This window comes from Pseudomonas sp. TH06 (assembly GCF_016651305.1).
GTDB lineage: Bacteria > Pseudomonadota > Gammaproteobacteria > Pseudomonadales > Pseudomonadaceae > Aquipseudomonas.
Map to the genome: position 1 here is coordinate 2,898,469 of NZ_JAEKEC010000001.1, position 16,367 is coordinate 2,914,835.

12 protein-coding genes are annotated in these 16,367 nt (G+C 59.7%); 5 read left to right on the forward strand and 7 right to left on the reverse strand.

Going from position 1 to position 16,367, the window contains the following annotated elements; all coding sequences use genetic code 11:
• Nucleotides 1-177: 177 nt before the first annotated feature.
• The 5 genes from JFT86_RS13090 to JFT86_RS13110 all read left to right on the forward strand — a co-directional run bounded on the left by JFT86_RS13090 (nucleotide 178) and on the right by JFT86_RS13110 (nucleotide 3,906).
• Complete coding sequence (locus JFT86_RS13090) at nucleotides 178-861, forward strand: response regulator transcription factor (protein WP_201236988.1); 684 nt, start codon at nucleotides 178-180, stop codon at nucleotides 859-861.
• Nucleotides 851-2,134, forward strand: coding sequence for a HAMP domain-containing sensor histidine kinase (locus JFT86_RS13095; protein WP_201236989.1), 1,284 nt, complete (start codon nucleotides 851-853; stop codon nucleotides 2,132-2,134). The genes JFT86_RS13090 and JFT86_RS13095 overlap by 11 nt, the downstream gene beginning before the upstream one ends.
• Before the next feature lie 152 nt (nucleotides 2,135-2,286).
• Complete coding sequence (locus JFT86_RS13100; protein ID WP_201236990.1) at nucleotides 2,287-2,955, forward strand: class I SAM-dependent methyltransferase; 669 nt, start codon at nucleotides 2,287-2,289, stop codon at nucleotides 2,953-2,955.
• Between the two features lie 4 nt (nucleotides 2,956-2,959).
• On the forward strand, nucleotides 2,960-3,676 hold the full coding sequence (locus JFT86_RS13105; RefSeq protein ID WP_201236991.1) for a lipopolysaccharide kinase InaA family protein: 717 nt from the start codon (nucleotides 2,960-2,962) through the stop codon (nucleotides 3,674-3,676).
• A 2-nt stretch (nucleotides 3,677-3,678) separates the two neighbouring features.
• Nucleotides 3,679-3,906, forward strand: a complete 228-nt coding sequence (locus tag JFT86_RS13110) for a hypothetical protein (protein ID WP_034153490.1) — start codon at nucleotides 3,679-3,681, stop codon at nucleotides 3,904-3,906.
• 165 nt (nucleotides 3,907-4,071) lie between these two features.
• Here JFT86_RS13110 and JFT86_RS13115 read toward each other — a convergent pair whose 3' ends face one another.
• From JFT86_RS13115 to JFT86_RS13145, 7 genes are all read right to left on the reverse strand, one after another.
• Nucleotides 4,072-7,107, reverse strand: coding sequence for a multidrug efflux RND transporter permease subunit (locus JFT86_RS13115; RefSeq protein ID WP_201236992.1), 3,036 nt, complete (start codon nucleotides 7,105-7,107; stop codon nucleotides 4,072-4,074).
• Nucleotides 7,108-7,120: 13 nt separating this feature from the next.
• On the reverse strand, nucleotides 7,121-8,269 hold the full coding sequence (locus tag JFT86_RS13120) for an efflux RND transporter periplasmic adaptor subunit (protein ID WP_201236993.1): 1,149 nt from the start codon (nucleotides 8,267-8,269) through the stop codon (nucleotides 7,121-7,123).
• A gap of 282 nt (nucleotides 8,270-8,551) precedes the next feature.
• Entirely contained in the window at nucleotides 8,552-9,652 is a 1,101-nt protein-coding gene (locus tag JFT86_RS13125) for a DUF1513 domain-containing protein (RefSeq protein WP_201236994.1), read from the reverse strand.
• 14 nt (nucleotides 9,653-9,666) lie between these two features.
• Entirely contained in the window at nucleotides 9,667-10,731 is a 1,065-nt protein-coding gene (locus tag JFT86_RS13130) for an imelysin family protein (protein WP_201236995.1), read from the reverse strand.
• A gap of 26 nt (nucleotides 10,732-10,757) precedes the next feature.
• Nucleotides 10,758-12,185, reverse strand: a complete 1,428-nt coding sequence (locus JFT86_RS13135) for a di-heme oxidoredictase family protein (protein ID WP_201236996.1) — start codon at nucleotides 12,183-12,185, stop codon at nucleotides 10,758-10,760.
• A gap of 278 nt (nucleotides 12,186-12,463) precedes the next feature.
• Nucleotides 12,464-13,810: an imelysin family protein gene (locus JFT86_RS13140; RefSeq protein WP_201236997.1), complete on the reverse strand. Its 1,347-nt coding sequence runs from the start codon at nucleotides 13,808-13,810 to the stop codon at nucleotides 12,464-12,466.
• A 194-nt stretch (nucleotides 13,811-14,004) separates the two neighbouring features.
• Nucleotides 14,005-16,056, reverse strand: a complete 2,052-nt coding sequence (locus JFT86_RS13145) for a bifunctional diguanylate cyclase/phosphodiesterase (RefSeq protein ID WP_201236998.1) — start codon at nucleotides 16,054-16,056, stop codon at nucleotides 14,005-14,007.
• Nucleotides 16,057-16,367: the final 311 nt, after the last annotated feature.

Consider the following 16,367-nt stretch of genomic DNA (forward strand, 5'->3'; position numbering starts at 1 on the left):
GCGAGAGTCTCGCGTTGCCACTGTAGTCAGGTTGTGAACCGATAGTGAAAAACTTGTTAAGTCTTGAATTTGGTTGAGAGAGTTGATTTACGAGGCTTCGAGCCCTAGCTCTGAGCTGAATCTGGTCGTAAGCTGCGCGGGCCATGACGGCCGTTACTGTGTACGGAGGAGGTGCCCATGCGAATTTTATTGGTCGAAGACAACCGCGATATCCTGGCCAATCTGGCCGATTACCTGGGGCTGAAGGGCTACACCGTCGATTGCGCCCAGGACGGTCTGTCGGGCCTGCATCTGGCAGCCACCGAGCATTACGACCTGATCGTGCTCGACATCATGTTGCCCGGCATCGACGGTTACACCCTGTGCAAACGCCTGCGCGAAGATGCCCGCCGCGATACCCCGGTGATCATGCTCACCGCTCGCGATCAACTTGACGATCGTTTGCAGGGGTTCAAGTCCGGAGCCGACGATTACCTGGTCAAACCGTTCGCCTTGTCCGAACTGGCTGCGCGAGTCGAAGCCGTCATGCGCCGTACCCAGGGCGGCGGCCGTCGGGCGTTGCAGGTCGGTGACCTGAACTACGACCTCGACACTCTCGAAGTGACCCGCGAGGGCAAGTTTCTCAAACTCAACCCGGTCGGCCTGAAATTGCTGGCGGTGTTGATGCAGAAGAGCCCGCACGTACTGCGCCGGGAAATTCTCGAAGAAGCGTTGTGGGGCGATGACTGCCCGGACAGCGACAGCCTGCGCAGCCACGTTCACCAGTTGCGTCAGGTGATCGACAAACCGTTTGCCAAACCCTTGCTGCACACCGTGCACGGCGTCGGTTATCGCTTGGCCGAGGGGCGTGATGGAGTTTAAGCAAAGCCTTTCCCAGCGGATCATCATTGCCTTTGCGCTGATGAGCGCACTGGTGGCCGGGGCGTTCGCGATGGGCATTGTCGCAACGGTGCACCTGGTCGAGGAAAAACTGATTTCGGCAGGGCTGGGTGGTGATTTGCAGCGCCTGTTGCTGATGGACAATGTCTCCGACTGGAGCCATCGTCCGGAGCCCGATCAGCTGTTTTACTTCAGCGGTGGCCCCGGTGATTTCGAGCTGCCGAAAGATTTGCGCCACCTCGATTCCGGTTTCCACGAAGTCTTCCGTGAGCAGTTGTCGTATCACGCTATGGTCGAAATCGTCGACGGTCGGCGCTATGTGTTGCTGCAGGATCAAAGCGATTTCGAAGAGCGCGAGCGGGTGCTGTTTGCCGTGGTGCTGGTGGGTTTCGTGCTCAGTCTGGCGTTGGCGGTATTCCTCGGCTGGGTGCTCGCGCGCAAAGTGATGGCACCAGTGGTGCGGCTGGCACGGCAGGTACGTCATCGCGATCAGTTGCTCGGTCTGGCGCCACCGCTGGCACCGGATTACGCGGCTGACGAAGTAGGCGAACTGGCGGTGGCGTTTGATGCCACGTTGGGGCGTTTGCGTCAGGCCCTGACCCGTGAGCGTTTGTTTACCAGTGATGTCAGCCACGAATTACGAACACCGCTGATGGTCTTGGCGAGTTCTTGCGAGTTGCTGCTCGAGAACGCCGCGATCGACCAACGCGGTCGCTCGCAGGTCGAGCGCATTGCTCGCGCCAGTGAGGAAATGCGTGAGCTGGTGCAGACCTTCCTGATGCTTGCACGTGCCCAGCGCGAAGACGCCGGTTCGGCGCCGCAACAGAATCTTGCCCAAGTGGCGGACAGCCTGCTGTGCGTATGGCGCGAACCGATCGAAAGCAAAGGCCTGACCTTACAGTTCGAGCCTGGCAATCCTCCCGCTGACTGTTACAACGCAACGTTGCTGACGGCGGTGATGGGCAATTTGCTGCGTAACGCCTGCCATTACACCGAGCAGGGTTTCATTCGTCTGACGCTGACTGCCAACGGCTTTGTGGTCGAGGATTCCGGCGTGGGGATTCCCGAGGAGAAACGCGAGGCGATGTTCGAGCCTTTCGTGCGTGGCAGTGAAAAGCGCGGAGAAGGTCTTGGTCTCGGCTTGTCGCTGGTGCAACGCATCTGCGAGAACCAGGGCTGGACGGTTACCTTGAGCACAATGAAGCCCAATGGCTGCCGCTTCGAAGTGGATCTTGGCATTATCGAACGCAAATAGTGGCTCCATGCTACTCCCGCCAACCTGTCTAAATCCTGTATAACGCTGTAATACTTTGCCGGTTTACCTGACGTTTTTTTCACAACTGGATGACCTGACGCTGACACGCCGCTCCTTAAGGTGGGGCCATCAGTAACTCAGGAGTCCTGGTGATGGCCGGCCCGATCAAGCTCGATTTTTCCGAAAAGTACGACGATCAACACGCGCAGAAATACTTGCGCAAACACAAAGAAAGTCTTGGTCGTCGCCTGTCCCACTGGCGTGACGAACAGTTGGCCCGCAAGGCTCTGACACTCGCCGGTGAACCCGGTCTGGTGCTGGATTTGCCCTGCGGTGCCGGACGCTTCTGGCCTTTGCTGGCGGAAAAGCACAACCGGGTGATCATCGGTGCGGACAACTCCGAATCGATGATCAAGACGGCACTGCAAGGTCAACCGGCCGATGTGGTCAAACGGGTACAACCCTTGCACACATCTGCGTTCGACATTGCTTTGCCGGATAACGCCGTCGACAGCATTTTTTGCATGCGGCTGTTGCATCACATTGGTGAAGCCGAGCACCGCCGGACGATTTTGCGCGAATTCGAGCGCGTCACCCGCGACAGCGTGATTGTTTCATTGTGGGTCGACGGCAATTTCAAGGCCTGGAAACGCAAACGTGCTGAGCAGGATCGTCCCAACCGCGACTACCAGAATCGCTTTGTGTTACCGGTTGCTACGGTCGAAAAAGAATTTGAACAAGCGGGTTTCCGCATTCAGGAACAACTGGACTTTATTCCGCTCTATGCGATGTGGCGGGTTTACGTATTACGCAAGAGGTAACAGGATGGCAGTGCAATTTGCAGCAGAAACGGAAGTCGCTCCACAGGACCGCTTTGACTACTACTGGAGTCAGCGCGGTGAATGGGTGGAAGAACCCAATGTGCGCCGTGGTGGTGAAAGTGGTGTGCAACGGATCGTCGGCCGGGATGGCCAACTGCTGTATGCGAAACGCCAGACTGGACATATTTACCGTAGCTGGCTGCATCCGTTCGGCCGCCCGACCGTGCTGCGCGAACTTGATGCCCTGACCGGCGTCAGCAAACTCGGTGTACGGGTTCCGCAAATCGTTTTCTGTGGCGCCCAGCCTGATCCGCAGCACAAGTGGCGCGCGCTGTTGGTAACCAAGTCCCTGGACGGTTTCCAGGAACTGGAACATTGGCTGGCGGCTGCCGGTGGTCGCGATCAGTGCGGCGATGTGATCTATGAGCGCGTGCTCAAGGATCTCGCCGAAAACCTGGCGCGTATGCACAAGGGCCGCTGGCAACACAGCTGCATCTACATCAAACACGTTTTCGTACGGGTGACGGGCGAAGGTGAATCGGCGATAGTCGAAGTGGCATTGATCGATCTGGAGAAATGCCGCCAGCGTCTGACCGCTTATCGCGCCGCCTCCCATGACATGAAACAATTGCGCCGCCATTCGTCGTTCCGCGACGCGGACTGGAAAAAACTCGTCTATTTTTATGAGACGGCGTTTGGCAGCGCTATCAAAGGTTTATAGCGATGAAACTCGAAATTGCACGAGGTTTGTTCCTGGTAGGGGCCTTGGCAGTTGCTTCACTGGCGGTGGCTGCCTGGGAGCAGCCCCGCATGCAGGTTGTTGGCGCGTCCGTTGACGATGCTCACTGCGCGGTACCACGGGTGGCGAAAGCCTCCGTGGCGACCAAACCCGACCATGATTTGTTGTTGTTCATGTTCGGACTTTCCCAAGGCATGAGGCCGCAGAGTTGAACCGATTGAAGCCCACATAAAAGGCCTCGCAGATGCGAGGCCTTTTTTTATCCTTGGGCAACGCAGATCTCTATGTAGGAGTGAGCCTGCTCGCGATAGCGGTGTGTCAGTCAATACCAGGGTGACTGGCACACCGCTTCGCGAGCAGGCTCACTCCTACAGGAATTACGCGTGTTCTTTGGGATCCGGTTTTGCCAGCAGGGTGTAGATGCAGGGCAGCACAAACAGCGTGAACAACGTGCCGATCGACATCCCCGTGGCGATCACCGTGCCGATATCAAACCGGCTCACCGCCCCCGCACCGGTTGCCAGAATCAGCGGCACCATGCCGAATACCATCGCCGCGGTGGTCATCAGCACCGGGCGCAAGCGAATGGCGGCCGCTTCTTCCACTGCCTCACGGGCGCTGAGGCCTTTGTCCTTGCGTAACTGGTTGGCGAATTCGACGATCAGAATCCCGTGCTTGCTGATCAAGCCGATCAGCGTCACCAGCCCGACCTGGGTGTAGATGTTCATGCTCGACCAGCCGAGGAACAGCGGAATCAGCGCACCGCAGATTGACAGTGGCACCGTCACCAGAATCACCAGCGGATCGCGGAAGCTCTCGAACTGCGCCGCCAGCACCAGGAAAATGATTGCCAGCGCCAAGGCGAAGGTCACCCACAAGGCGCTGCCTTCCTGCACGAACTGGCGTGACGCGCCGCCGTAGTCGAACGCAAAACCGGCGGGCGCTTCTTCCCGGGCGATCTGCAAGACGGTATCGATCGCTTCACCCATGCTTACCAATGGGAAACCGGAGATCTTCGCCGCATTCAGTTGCTGAAACTGGTTGAGCTGGCGTGGTCGTGCGCGGTCGCTGACCTTGATCAGCGTCGACAGGGGCAGCAACTCACCCTGGGTGTTCTTGACGTAGTAGTTGTTCAGCCAGCCCGGGTTGTCGCGATACGGCCGTTCAACCTGAGCGATGACCTTGTAACTGCGCCCTTCGATGGTGAAACGGTTGATTTCCGCCTCGCCCAGCAGCGTGGCGAGGGTGCCACCGAGGTCCTGCATCGACACGCCCATCTGCGCGGCTTTGGCCCGGTCGATGTCGACCACCACCTCCGGTTTGTCGAAAGCCAGATCGAGGTCGACGAAGGCGAACTTGCCCGACTCCATGGCGCGCTTCTTGATCCGGTCGGCCACTTGCAGCAGCAATTCGTAATCGTTGGCGGTGTTGACCACGAATTCGAACGGCAAACCTTCACCGGTGCCGGGCAGGGAGGGCAGGTTGAAACCAAAAATCTGCAAGCCCGGGATGGCGCCCAGTTTGCCTTGCACCTCGGGAAGGATTTGCATCTGCGTGCGGCTGCGCTCGTTCCACGGTTTCAGCAGGAAACCGCCAATCCCCGCCTGCACACCGTTGTAGCCGTTGATCTGGAACGAGGAGTAGTACTCCGGAAACCCCTTGAAGATCTTGATGAACTCGTCGGTGTAGGTACTCAGGTAATCGAGGTTGGTCGGCTGCGGGGCCGTAGCCATCATGAAAATGATGCCCTGGTCTTCGTCGGGCGCCAGTTCTGATTTGGTGAACTTGAGGAACACCGGAATCAGGCACAGCACGATCACGGCGAATACCAGCACCACCGGCCGGGTGTTCAGCGTGCCGTGCAGCATGCTTTGGTAGCGGCGTTTGAGGCTGTCGAAGATACGGTCGAGGCGATGCGCCAGGCCGCTGGGATTCTCTTCGTGACGCAGCAAAAAGGCACACATCATCGGCGACAGCGTCAGCGCGACGACCCCGGAAATCACCACGGCGCCGGCCAGGGTCAATGCGAATTCCTTGAACAGTGCGCCGGTCAGCCCGGTGAGGAAGCCGATCGGTGCGTAAACAGCCGCCAGGGTGATGGTCATCGACACCACCGGCATGGCGATTTCCCGAGCGCCCTCAAGCGCCGCGTCGAAGGGCGTCTTGCCTTCCTCGATATGGCGGTGAATGTTCTCCACCACGACAATCGCATCGTCCACCACCAGGCCGATCGCCAACACCATCGCCAGCAAGGTCAGCAGGTTGATCGAGTAGCCCATCATCTGCATGAAGAACATCACGCCGATCATCGACAGGGGGATGGTCACCACCGGGATCACCACCGAACGCAGCGCGCCGAGGAACAGGAACACCACGACGATCACGATCAACACGGCTTCGAACAGGGTTTTCACTACTTCGTCGATGGATGCCTGAATGAACAGCGTGGCGTCGTAGGCAATCTCGCTCTTGAGGTTGGGCGGCAGTTGCGCCTCCAGTTCCGGCATCAGTTTGCGCACTTCTCTGATCACATCCAGCGGGTTCGCCCCCGGCGTGGCCTTGATGCCGATGTACACCGATGGCGTGCCGCCGAACGAGCTGATCGAGTCGTAGTTTTCCGCGCCCATTTCCACCCGTGCGACATCGCTGAGCAACACGCGGCTGTCGCCACTGACCTTGAGCGGTATCGCCGCGAAAGCCTCGGCGGATTTCAGTTCGGTGTTGGCGTTGATGCTGGTGACGACGTACTCGCCTTTCACTTCGCCGGCGGCGGAGAGGAAGTTGTACTGGCGCACCGCGTTGGTCACGTCAGTGGCGCTGAGACCGAAACCGGCGAGTTTCACCGGGTCGAGCCACAGGCGCATGGCGAACACCTGATTACCGAGAATCTCCGCTTCGGCCATGCCCGGCAGGGTCGCCAGTTTTGGCTGGATCACCCGCGACAGGTAGTCGGTGATCTGCGGGTTGCTCAAGTCCTTGCTGAAGAAACTGATGTACATCAGCGCCGAGGCGTCGGCAGATTCCTTGCTAAGTACCGGGTCTTCGGCGTCTTGCGGCAGTTTGTTCTTCACCTCGTTGGCCTTGGCCAGCAGTTCGGTGAACAAGCGATCAGTGTTGGAGCCGATGCGTGCGTAGATCGAAATCGTCGAGAAGTTCTGCCGACTGACCGAGGTCATGTAGTCGATGCCTTCGGCACTGGCCAGGCTCTGTTGCATCGGCTGGGTGATGTAGCCCTGAATGGTCTCGGCGTTGGCCCCGGGGTACGCCGTGGTCACGGTGATCAGGGCGTTTTCCATTTGCGGGTACTGGCGCAGCGGCAACTTGCTCCAGGCCTGGAAGCCCAACAGCACAATCAACAGGCTGACCACGGTGGCGAGCACCGGGCGGCGGATGAACGGATCAGTAAAAGCCATGTGGATTCCTTGATCAGTCGGCGCGGGGCGGACTGTTCTGCTCGCCGAGGGTCTTGTCGTCGCTGATGGCAATGTGGGCGCCGTTGTCCAGTTTGATCTGGCCGGCCGTCACCACCGTTTCGCCGCTCTGCACGCCCTTGTTGATCATCACCAGGCCATCGCGGCGTTCACCGGTTTCGATGAAGCGCCGCTCGGCGATCAGCACCGGTTGGCCCTTGTCGTCTTTTTCGACGCTGCCGTCCTCGGCTTTCTTTTGCCCGACCACGTACAGCGAATTGCCGTAGAGGGTGTAGGTGATCGCGCTTTCCGGCACCACCACATGCAGTTGCGGATCCGGCAACAGCACGTCGAGGCTGGTGAACATCCCCGGCAGCAGTTTGCCGTCAGGGTTGGCCAGGGTGGCGCGCACCAGAATGTTGCGTGTGGTGCTTTCGACGATGGGATTGATCGCGCTGATCTTGCCGGCGAAGTTCTGCTTGGGATACGCGGCGACTGTGATCTGTACCGGTTGGCCGATGGCCAGTTTCGGCACTGATTGCTCAGGCAGATAGAAGTCGGCGTAGAGGCTGCTCAGGTCCTGCAATGTAGCGATTTTGGTGCCGCTGGCGAGGTAGTCGCCGACGTCGACCTGACGGATGCCGATGGTGCCGCTGAACGGGGCGAGGATGCGTTTTTTCGCCAGTGAGGCATTGAGCTGATTGACTGTGGCCCGGTTCTTTTGCAGAACGGCGGAGAGCCGGTCGTACTCGCCTTTGGAGATGGCGCGGCTGTCGACCAGTTGGGCTCCACGGCCGAAGTCCAGTTGCGCCAGGCCAAGGTCAGCCTTGGCGGTTTCCAGCAGAGCCGTTTCGACGGCGCTGTCGAGTTGCAGCAACGGTTGCCCGGCCTTGACCTTCTGTCCTGATTCGAACTTGAGCTCGGTGACGGTGCCGGCGACTTCCAGACTCAACTCGACTCCTTGCAATGCCTTGAGCGTACCGACGGTGGGCAAACGCATCTGCCACGGGCGTTCGGTGGCGTTGGCCACGGCAACGCTGATCGGCGGTTTCGGCTTGGAAAAGCCCTGGATCATCGTATAGATCGAAAAGGCTTTGTACCCGCCGAGCACCAGGACGATCAGCAATACAACACCCAACATGATCAGCATGCGGCGACGCAGCATATTTCCAGTTCCTTGGATAAATCAGGTGAGACAGGCGGGCACATTACTCCGAGTGCAGGGGGTATTCCAACTGGCAGTTATTACAGGGGAGGATGGAGTGAAGAAGTCTGAACACAAAACCTGTGGTGAGGGGATTTATCCCCGATGGGTGGCGAAGCCACCCCAAAACCTGCAACCGCGGTCTGTCAATTGAACCGTGTGCGATGGTTTTGCGACTGCTACGCAGCCGATCGGGGATAAATCCCCTCGCCACAGGTTATGAGTCGTACTCAGAACAGGTGGTTATGCCATCAAGTGCAGATGGTTGTCCCAGAGCCCCGCCGGCAGTTCCAGCGGCTTGGCCAGCAGTTCATCCTGACGGCAATCGTAGTAGCGGCAGCGCCCCTGACCCGAGGTCACGACAAAACCATCCTGCACCGCACCGACGCCGGCGCAATCGGCCAGCGGTGCATCGAGGCGCACTTCGCCGCTGTCCAGGTCCCAGATGAAGAAACGGTTGCCACGCGGCGCCGTCAGCGCCACCAGACGTAAATCGCTGTGCACCGCCACACTCGCGGTGTAATGCCCCATCGACTGCAACTGATGCTCCGGCACCGGGAATGCCACGAACGGTTGGCCCGGGCGCTTGATCGCCAGTAATTCGGAACGTTCGTGGGACGCGCCCATGAACTGCTGACCGGCGACGATGGTGCCGTCGCTGGCAATGCCCAGGTGGCGCACGCTGTTCATCTGCTGGGCGAGGGTTTCCTTGCTCAGCAAGGTGCCGTCGCGCAGCATCAGCACCAGGCTCGGCTCCATAGCGTTGAGGTTCATGTCGACGCGGCTTTCCGCTTCGGTACGAATCCCGCCGTTGGCCACCACCAGCGTTTCGCCATCGGGCATCCATGACACCTGATGCGGGCCGAGACCGTGAGTGGAAATCTCACCTGTGTGCAGCAGTCGCTCGCCTTCGAACTTGTACACGCCGAGCAAACCACGACCGGGATCGGTCGTATCGTTCTCGGTGGCGTAGAGGTACTCGCCATCCTTGTGAATCACCGCATGACCGTAGAAGTGCCGGTTCGGCTGCGACGTCACGGTCTGCAACAACGTGCCGTCGCGCAGGTCGATCAGGTAGCTCTCGGTGCCCGGCCGGCGGGCGACGAACAGCGCAATCGACAGCGTCGGGTGGTTGATGATGTCGTGACAGCGCTGGCCGACTTCGGTGGCGAACACCCGCGTGCCGTCCAGGCGATAACCGACGGCGTAGTGCTTGCCGTCGCTATCGTCGCGCGCCGACAGCAGCAGCGGGCTCTGATCCTTGCGTTTGAACAGCGTCCAGCCGCCCAGTGTCACTGCTCCCAGCAGCAAACTACCTAAAGTCAGAGCCTGGCGTCGCAGCATGGCACTTGTCCTCATCAGTCACCGTCGTTGGCGTTGAAGCCCAGTTGAATGCCCAGCGCCTTGGCCAGTTCGCCTTCGTGCAGGCGATGGACGACGTTGAGGCTGTCGTAGATGTCGTTGAGTTGCTGGCGACCGGCGTCGTCTTCGAGCATTTCGCCAAGCGAACGCTGAGTGCTGTCGAACAGTTTCAGCGAGGCGGCATAAGCGGCATCGATCTTGTCGGCCAGCGGTTTTTGCTCAGCCGGCAACAGACCACGCAGGCCTTTGTTGTCGACGCCTTCCCAAACGGTTTTGGCGGCGGCAAGGCTGGCTTCCAGCGCAGTCAGCGACGACTGGCTGCGCCATGCATCGGCCTGGAACGGCTGCGGCACACCCTTGCTCTGGCGGCCCATTGGCGTGCCGAGCTTTTTCTTCAGGGTGTCGAGTGCGGTGACCTGTACCCGCAGCAGATCGGCGATCGCTTCGTGGGAGTCCGCGTAGCGCTGGTTAGGGAATTTGCTCATTTGCGCGAGCATGCCATCGCTGTTGTTCCAGCTCTGCAAAATCTCTTCGGCCAGTTGCTTCTGACGTTCGCCGATGGCGATCAGCAGCGGGCAGTATTTGGCTTTCTGTTCTGCGTTGGCGACATCAGGCTTGGCATCGAAGAGGATGTATTCGTAAGCCGACAGGCCCTGAACCACCACGCTGGATTTCGCCAGGGCGGCAGCATCGATCTGCGGCTGGGCGACGACCAATTGCTCGACCTGACGGCCGACGAGGTTTTTCTTGTCCGGCCAGAACTGCACCTGCCACGAACGGTTGCCCTCGGCCAGCGGGCCGATCAGCAACGGTTGCAACTCGGCCCAGGCTTTCTGCGCGTGCAGGAAGTCGGCGCGGGCGGTTTCCAGGGTTTCTTTGCCCTGGCAGTAGGCGAGGGCGCTGACGGCCAGTTGCTTGTCGGCCTCGACCCAACGGGTGTAGGTCGGCAGGATCACCGATTTGGCGATGGCCGCCGAAGTGACCGCTTGCGGATCCTGCGGCGAGCAGGCGCCGAGGGCGAGCGCGGCAAGGCTGGTGAACAACAACTTGGGACGGAACATGTCGGGCTCCCGATTCTTTTAAGTGTTTAAAGTGAGTTCAGAAACGCCAGCAGCGCGGCACGCTGCTCGGCATTGAAAGCTAAAACCTGTTGCTGCGCTGCTTTGGCTTCGCCGCCGTGCCAGAGCACCGCTTCGAGCAGATTGCGTGCGCGGCCGTCATGCAAAAACTGGGTGTGACCACTGACTGCTTGTGTCAGGCCGATCCCCCACAACGGCGGGGTGCGCCAGTCGCGGCCGGAGGCCTGGAATTCCGTGCGGTTGTCGGCGAGGCCGTCGCCCATGTCGTGCAGCAGCAGATCGCTGTACGGGCGAATCACTTGATTGGCCAGTTCAGGTTCGGCCGCGTTGGCGGCGGTGGTGTATTTCGGTGTGTGACACGACTGGCAACCGGCCTGGAAAAACAGGTTCTTGCCGGCCAGCACTTGCTCATCGTTGACGCCACGGCGGGCGGGCACGGCGAGGTTACGGCTGTAGAACAGCACCAGACGTAAAATGTTGTCGCTGACTTCCGGCTCGCCGTCCGGGCCATTGCCGTTCGGTGCCTGCTTGCAGGCGATTTGCGCGTCGGTGCAGTCATCGAACGGTCTCAGGCTGGTGGTGAGGCCCATATCACCCGAAAACGCGTGAACATTTTGTTGATTGAGGTTCGGTTGCCCGGCTTTCCAGCCAAACCGACCGATCACGGTTTTCTGCAAGGCATCATCCCAGACCCGGTTCGGCCGGCCATTGATGCCGTTTTTGTCTTTGGCCTGCGCGGCGGCGTTGGCGAGGATTGCCTCTTCGGGGATCGCTTCGAGCAAGCCGAGGCCGATCATTGGTGGGGCGACGCGGGCCGAGAAACGCGTGTCCGGGTGCATCGGCCCGTAGCCCAGTTGCGTGATTTGTAACACCGGTTTGCGCAGTTCGACTTCAGTGCCGTCCTTGAAACGGATCGGCACCGGCGTGTAATCGACGCGCACCTTGCCTTCCGGAGCGACGCCGGGCACGGCCATGTCCTGGAACTGCCCGCCGTAGACCGGCTCTGGCACAACACCCACTTGCTCGATGAGTCTGGCGAATTCCGGTGCATCGGGAATCGACAGGCGCACCAGCATCGATACGGCGTTGGCCGCGTCCGGCGTTGGCGGATGGCCGCGACCGTCCTTGATGTGGCAGTTCTGGCAGGCGTTGGTGTTGAACAGCGGGCCGAGGCCATCGCGAGCGGTGGTCGTCGATGGCGCGATCACCCACGGGCTGCGGAAAAAGCTGTTGCCGACGCTGAAGTCCACCCGACGTGAGGGTGGCAGGTTGGCCGAGGGCAGGGAGAATGCGTTCTGATCGGTCTTGCGCACGGTCGCCGCGCCCCCCGAGCGTGCTTCACCGGGCTCGGCCTTGGTGAAGCGCGGGGCGTCATCGCAGGCACTCAGGCCCAGGGCCAGAAACAGTGCGGACAAGCGAAGAGGCAGCGAGGGCATCAGACATCCTGCGGACGGGCAAATTTGAAGGCGCAAAGTCTAACAGGGCGAGGGGGTTTGAATAAGAGGAATTATCGTTTGCTTGATATGGCGCAACTCTGAAGGACAATGCAAAACCCCTGTAGGAGTGAGCCTGCTCGCGATAGCGGAGTGTCAGTCGGCTAATTCTTGGCTGACACTCCGCTATCGCGAGCAGGCTCACTCCTACAGGGGACTGTGAACATCAGGTATGAAAAAGGCGACCCGAAGGTCGCCTTTTTTGACGCGGACGCTGTTGATCAGAACTCGTGATCAGCGTTGTCCGGGTTCAGGTCGCTGATGCCCAGTTTGCCGGCAGCGGCTTCGATCGAACCAGTCTGCTTGACCAGCGAGGCGATGGCGTCGCGAACGATCTGGTTGCCAGCGGTGTTGCCGGCAGCGATCAACTGGTCGTAGTGCTCACCCTTGTTGGCGTGATCGACCATGACCTGGATCTTCGCTTCGGTCGCGGCCAGATCGGCTTTCAGTGCGGTGTCGGCAGCCGGGTCAGCCTTGGCCACCAGCGACGACAGGCTGGCGCCGGTCATTTTGGTGCCGTCGGTGCGGGTGTACTCGCCCAGGTAAACGTTACGGATGCCTTTGGCATCGTAGAAGTGCGAGTTGTGGGTGTTGTCGCTGAAGCAATCCTGCTCGTCTTCAGGGGAGTTGGCTTCCAGGGAAACCTTCATGCGCTCGCCCGCCAGTTCGCCCAGGGACAGGCTGCCCATGCCGAAGAGCATTTTGCGCAGACCGGTTTCGCCCGGCTCGGCTTCCAGGGTGGCGCGGTAGTTGTCAGCCACGTTCGGCTTCCAGTTACCGACCATTTCTTCCAGGTCGCTGACCAGCAGTTGGGTCACGGCTTTCAGATAGGCACGACGACGGTCGTTGTGGCCGCCAGTGGCGCCGGCGCCTTCCAGGTAGTCGGAAGCAGGACGGTTGCCGGCGCCAGGGCCGGTGCCGTTCAGATCCTGGCCCCAGAGGAGGAATTCGATGGCGTGATAGCCAGTGGCGACGTTGGCTTCGGAACCGCCCAGCTCGTTGAGGCTGGCGAGTTTTTCCGGGGTGATGTCTTTGACGTCGACCTTGTCTTCGCCGACCTGTACTTCGGTGTTGGCGATAATGTTGGCGGTGGCGCCCGGGTTACCCAGTGCGTGCTCGTAGGATTTGTCGACGTAGTCGATCAGACCCTCGTCCAGTGGCCAGGCGTTAACCTGACCTTCCCAATCGTCGATGATGGTGTTGCCGAAGCGGAACACTTCGCTCTGCAGGTAAGGCACGCGAGCGGCAACCCAGGCAGCCTTGGCGGCTTTCAGGGTGTCGGCGTTCGGCTTGGCGAGGAATGCATCGACGGCAGTTTGCAGGGTTTTCGCGGTGGATTCGGCATCGCTGTAAACGGCGAAGACCATGTCGGCGTAGTGCGCGACCACTGCCTTGGCAGCGGCTTCGTCGACTTTACCGGCAGCGGCTGGCGCGGCCGCAGGAGCGGCGGTGCTGGCGGCTGGAGTCGGCGTGGCCGGGGCGGCAGCCTTGTCTTTGCCTTCGCCGCAACCGGCGAGGGAAATAGCGATGGCCAGCAGACTGGCGGTAGCCAGAGGCATACGAATCATGGCGAACATCCTGCTTCGGTAATTGAATGGACTCACGCGGGGGTGCGCAAAACTGCGACATAATGCAAATCTTTCGCATTATGTGTAAAGGGTTGTGGCTGGAAATATTTCTTATTTGCGCAGGTGCTGGTGCAGATCAAAAGATCGCAGCCTGCGGGGATTGTGGTGAATCCATCGGCTACGATCGTGGGTCTTTATAAAATGGCCGCATTACTGCGCTGCGCCTGCTTGAGATAGACGCTCAACTCCCGCGCTGGCAGCGGTTTGCTGTAGTGGTAACCCTGACCTTCGTGGCAACCCTCGGAGATGATGTAGCTTTCCTGTTCAGCGGTCTCCACACCCTCGGCAATCACTTGCATGCCGAGACTCTTGCCCAGTTGAATGATCGCGCGAACGATGGTCGCATCGTCGTCGTCATCCAGCAGATCCTGGACGAAGCTCTTGTCGATCTTGATCTTGTCCAGCGGCAGGCTTTTCAGATAGCTGAGCGATGAATAACCGGTGCCGAAATCGTCGATGGCGATCAACGCGCCGGAGCGGCGCAGGCTCAGTAAATGCTGGGCGGCGGTGCTGATGTCTTCCATCAGGCCGGTTTCGGTGACTTCCAGTTCCAGGCTGCGCGGCGGCAGGCGGTACATCTGCAGCAGGTTGTTGACCACCCGTGGCAGCTCGGCGTGGTGCAGTTGCACGGTCGACAGATTGACGGCCATGCGCAGATCGATGAAGCCCTGATCGTGCCACTCGCGCAATTGCTTGCAGGCCTGATCGAGCACCCATTCGCCGATGGCGATGATCGTGCCGTTCTGCTCAGCCAGTGGAATGAACAGATCGGGCGGCACCAGACCGTGTTCCGGATGCTGCCAGCGAATCAGCGCCTCGACGCCAACCACGCGATGGTCGCGGTAACTGATCTGCGGCTGATAAACCAGATAGAACTGATCGCGCAGCAACGCGTCGCGCAGGTCTTTCTCCAATTCACGACGGCGACGCATCTCGCTGTCGACGCTGGCGATGTAGAACTGATAGCGATTGCGTGAGCGAGTCTTGGCCAGCGTCATGGTCTGCTCGGCTTTCTGCAACAGCTTCTCGGTGCTGTCGCCATCTTCCGGGAACAGGGTGATGCCGATGGTCGCGCGCAGACGGATTTCCTGATGGTCGAGAGCGAACGGCGCCTCCAGGTCATCGAGAATGCTTTGCGCCAACTCCGCCGCTTCGTAGGGCTGTTCGATATCAGCCTGGACCAGCGCGAACTGGTCGCCACCGAGACGGGCGAGGGCGCCGAGGCGGCCGCTGTGGCCGCGCAAGCGATCGGCCAGTGCCAGCAACAATTGGTCGCCGGTCTGGTAACTGAACTGCTCGTTGATGCCTTTGAAATCATCCAGACCTACACACAGCACCGCGACCCGGCGTTGCAGCTTGCCGGCGTCCACCAGAATCTTGTCCAGTTGCTGCTGCAATTGCTGACGGTTCGGCAGGCCGGTGAGGAAGTCGTACTGGGCCATGCGCAGCAGACTGTTTTCCGCTTCGTGGCGCAGATGGGTGTTGCGTTCGATGGATTCGAGCAACTGGTTGGCGGTGTTGATCCAGATCCCCAGTTCGTTCTTTTCGTGGCCCTTGAGCTGCGGAATCTTGTGTTCGCTGGGGCGATCCGGGTTGATCTCGGTCAGGTGCTCGATGATTCGCGACAGCGGTTTGGTCAGCAGCCAGTGATAGACCAGATACAGCACCAGACCCATGGCCAGCGCACGCAGCACACCGGAAATGAAAATGATCACCGAACTGACGATAAAACTCTCGCCATAGGTGGCGGTATCAAGGGTGATGCTCAGGTCGCCGTAATACTCGCTGTAGGGGCCGCGACCCACCAGTTGCGTGGTGAAGGTGCGTTCCTGACCCAGAATCAGATCGGTCAGCCAGCGGCTGTTGGAATGCTGCAGGTCGCGGGATTTCTGCGCGAGCATGGCTTCGTTGGGGTGACCGATGGAGGCCTGGCGCACCGCGTCGTCCTGGAACAGACCTTCGATCACTTGCATGCCCATCTCTCGGTCCAGGCTGTAGACGGCCTGAGTGGAGGGATCACGGAACATGTCGAGGATGCGCTCAGCGTCGTTGGCTACGGCCTGACGGGTTTTATAAGCGTCGAAAACAATCTGCGCACAGCTCAAGACCACGCCGACGATCAATGCCGACAGGAGCACGACCCGGAGCAACTTCACCGACAAGCTGTTCTTGAGTTCCAGCTTCAAAGGGTTATTCCTTGTTCCGTGCGGGTAACGTCAGTTTGCCATGAGTATTGGCAATCCCGTGTTGGCAGTCAAAGGGACAATCAGGCCGCAGAGAATTCGCCTGGGGCCTTGGCCAAAATGCTGCTGTCTGGAGTATTAGCCCTATTTGTACTGTGTCGGTAGTTTCAGTCCTCAACTTGAGCGCTGCGAGACAAATTTTCCTCTGTTTGATGTTAGCCCTCTGCGGCACGGCGGCAAGCTGCGTAAGGCTGCTTTTAATGTGTGATAAACGCCATCCAACGGTAGGAGCTGCCGCAGGCTGCGATCTTTTG

Excerpts from the sequence above, each read along its gene's own strand:
- JFT86_RS13125 (WP_201236994.1), bottom strand. The coding sequence starts at position 9,652 with ATGCTGCGACGCCAGGCTCTGACTTTAGGTAGTTTGCTGCTGGGAGCA.
- JFT86_RS13115 (WP_201236992.1), bottom strand. The coding sequence starts at position 7,107 with ATGGCTTTTACTGATCCGTTCATCCGCCGCCCGGTGCTCGCCACCGTG.
- JFT86_RS13140 (WP_201236997.1), bottom strand. The coding sequence starts at position 13,810 with ATGATTCGTATGCCTCTGGCTACCGCCAGTCTGCTGGCCATCGCTATT.
- JFT86_RS13110 (WP_034153490.1), top strand. The coding sequence starts at position 3,679 with ATGAAACTCGAAATTGCACGAGGTTTGTTCCTGGTAGGGGCCTTGGCA.
- JFT86_RS13100 (WP_201236990.1), top strand. The coding sequence starts at position 2,287 with ATGGCCGGCCCGATCAAGCTCGATTTTTCCGAAAAGTACGACGATCAA.
- JFT86_RS13135 (WP_201236996.1), bottom strand. The coding sequence starts at position 12,185 with ATGCCCTCGCTGCCTCTTCGCTTGTCCGCACTGTTTCTGGCCCTGGGC.
- JFT86_RS13095 (WP_201236989.1), top strand. The coding sequence starts at position 851 with ATGGAGTTTAAGCAAAGCCTTTCCCAGCGGATCATCATTGCCTTTGCG.
- JFT86_RS13090 (WP_201236988.1), top strand. The coding sequence starts at position 178 with ATGCGAATTTTATTGGTCGAAGACAACCGCGATATCCTGGCCAATCTG.
- JFT86_RS13120 (WP_201236993.1), bottom strand. The coding sequence starts at position 8,269 with ATGCTGCGTCGCCGCATGCTGATCATGTTGGGTGTTGTATTGCTGATC.
- JFT86_RS13130 (WP_201236995.1), bottom strand. The coding sequence starts at position 10,731 with ATGTTCCGTCCCAAGTTGTTGTTCACCAGCCTTGCCGCGCTCGCCCTC.
- JFT86_RS13105 (WP_201236991.1), top strand. The coding sequence starts at position 2,960 with ATGGCAGTGCAATTTGCAGCAGAAACGGAAGTCGCTCCACAGGACCGC.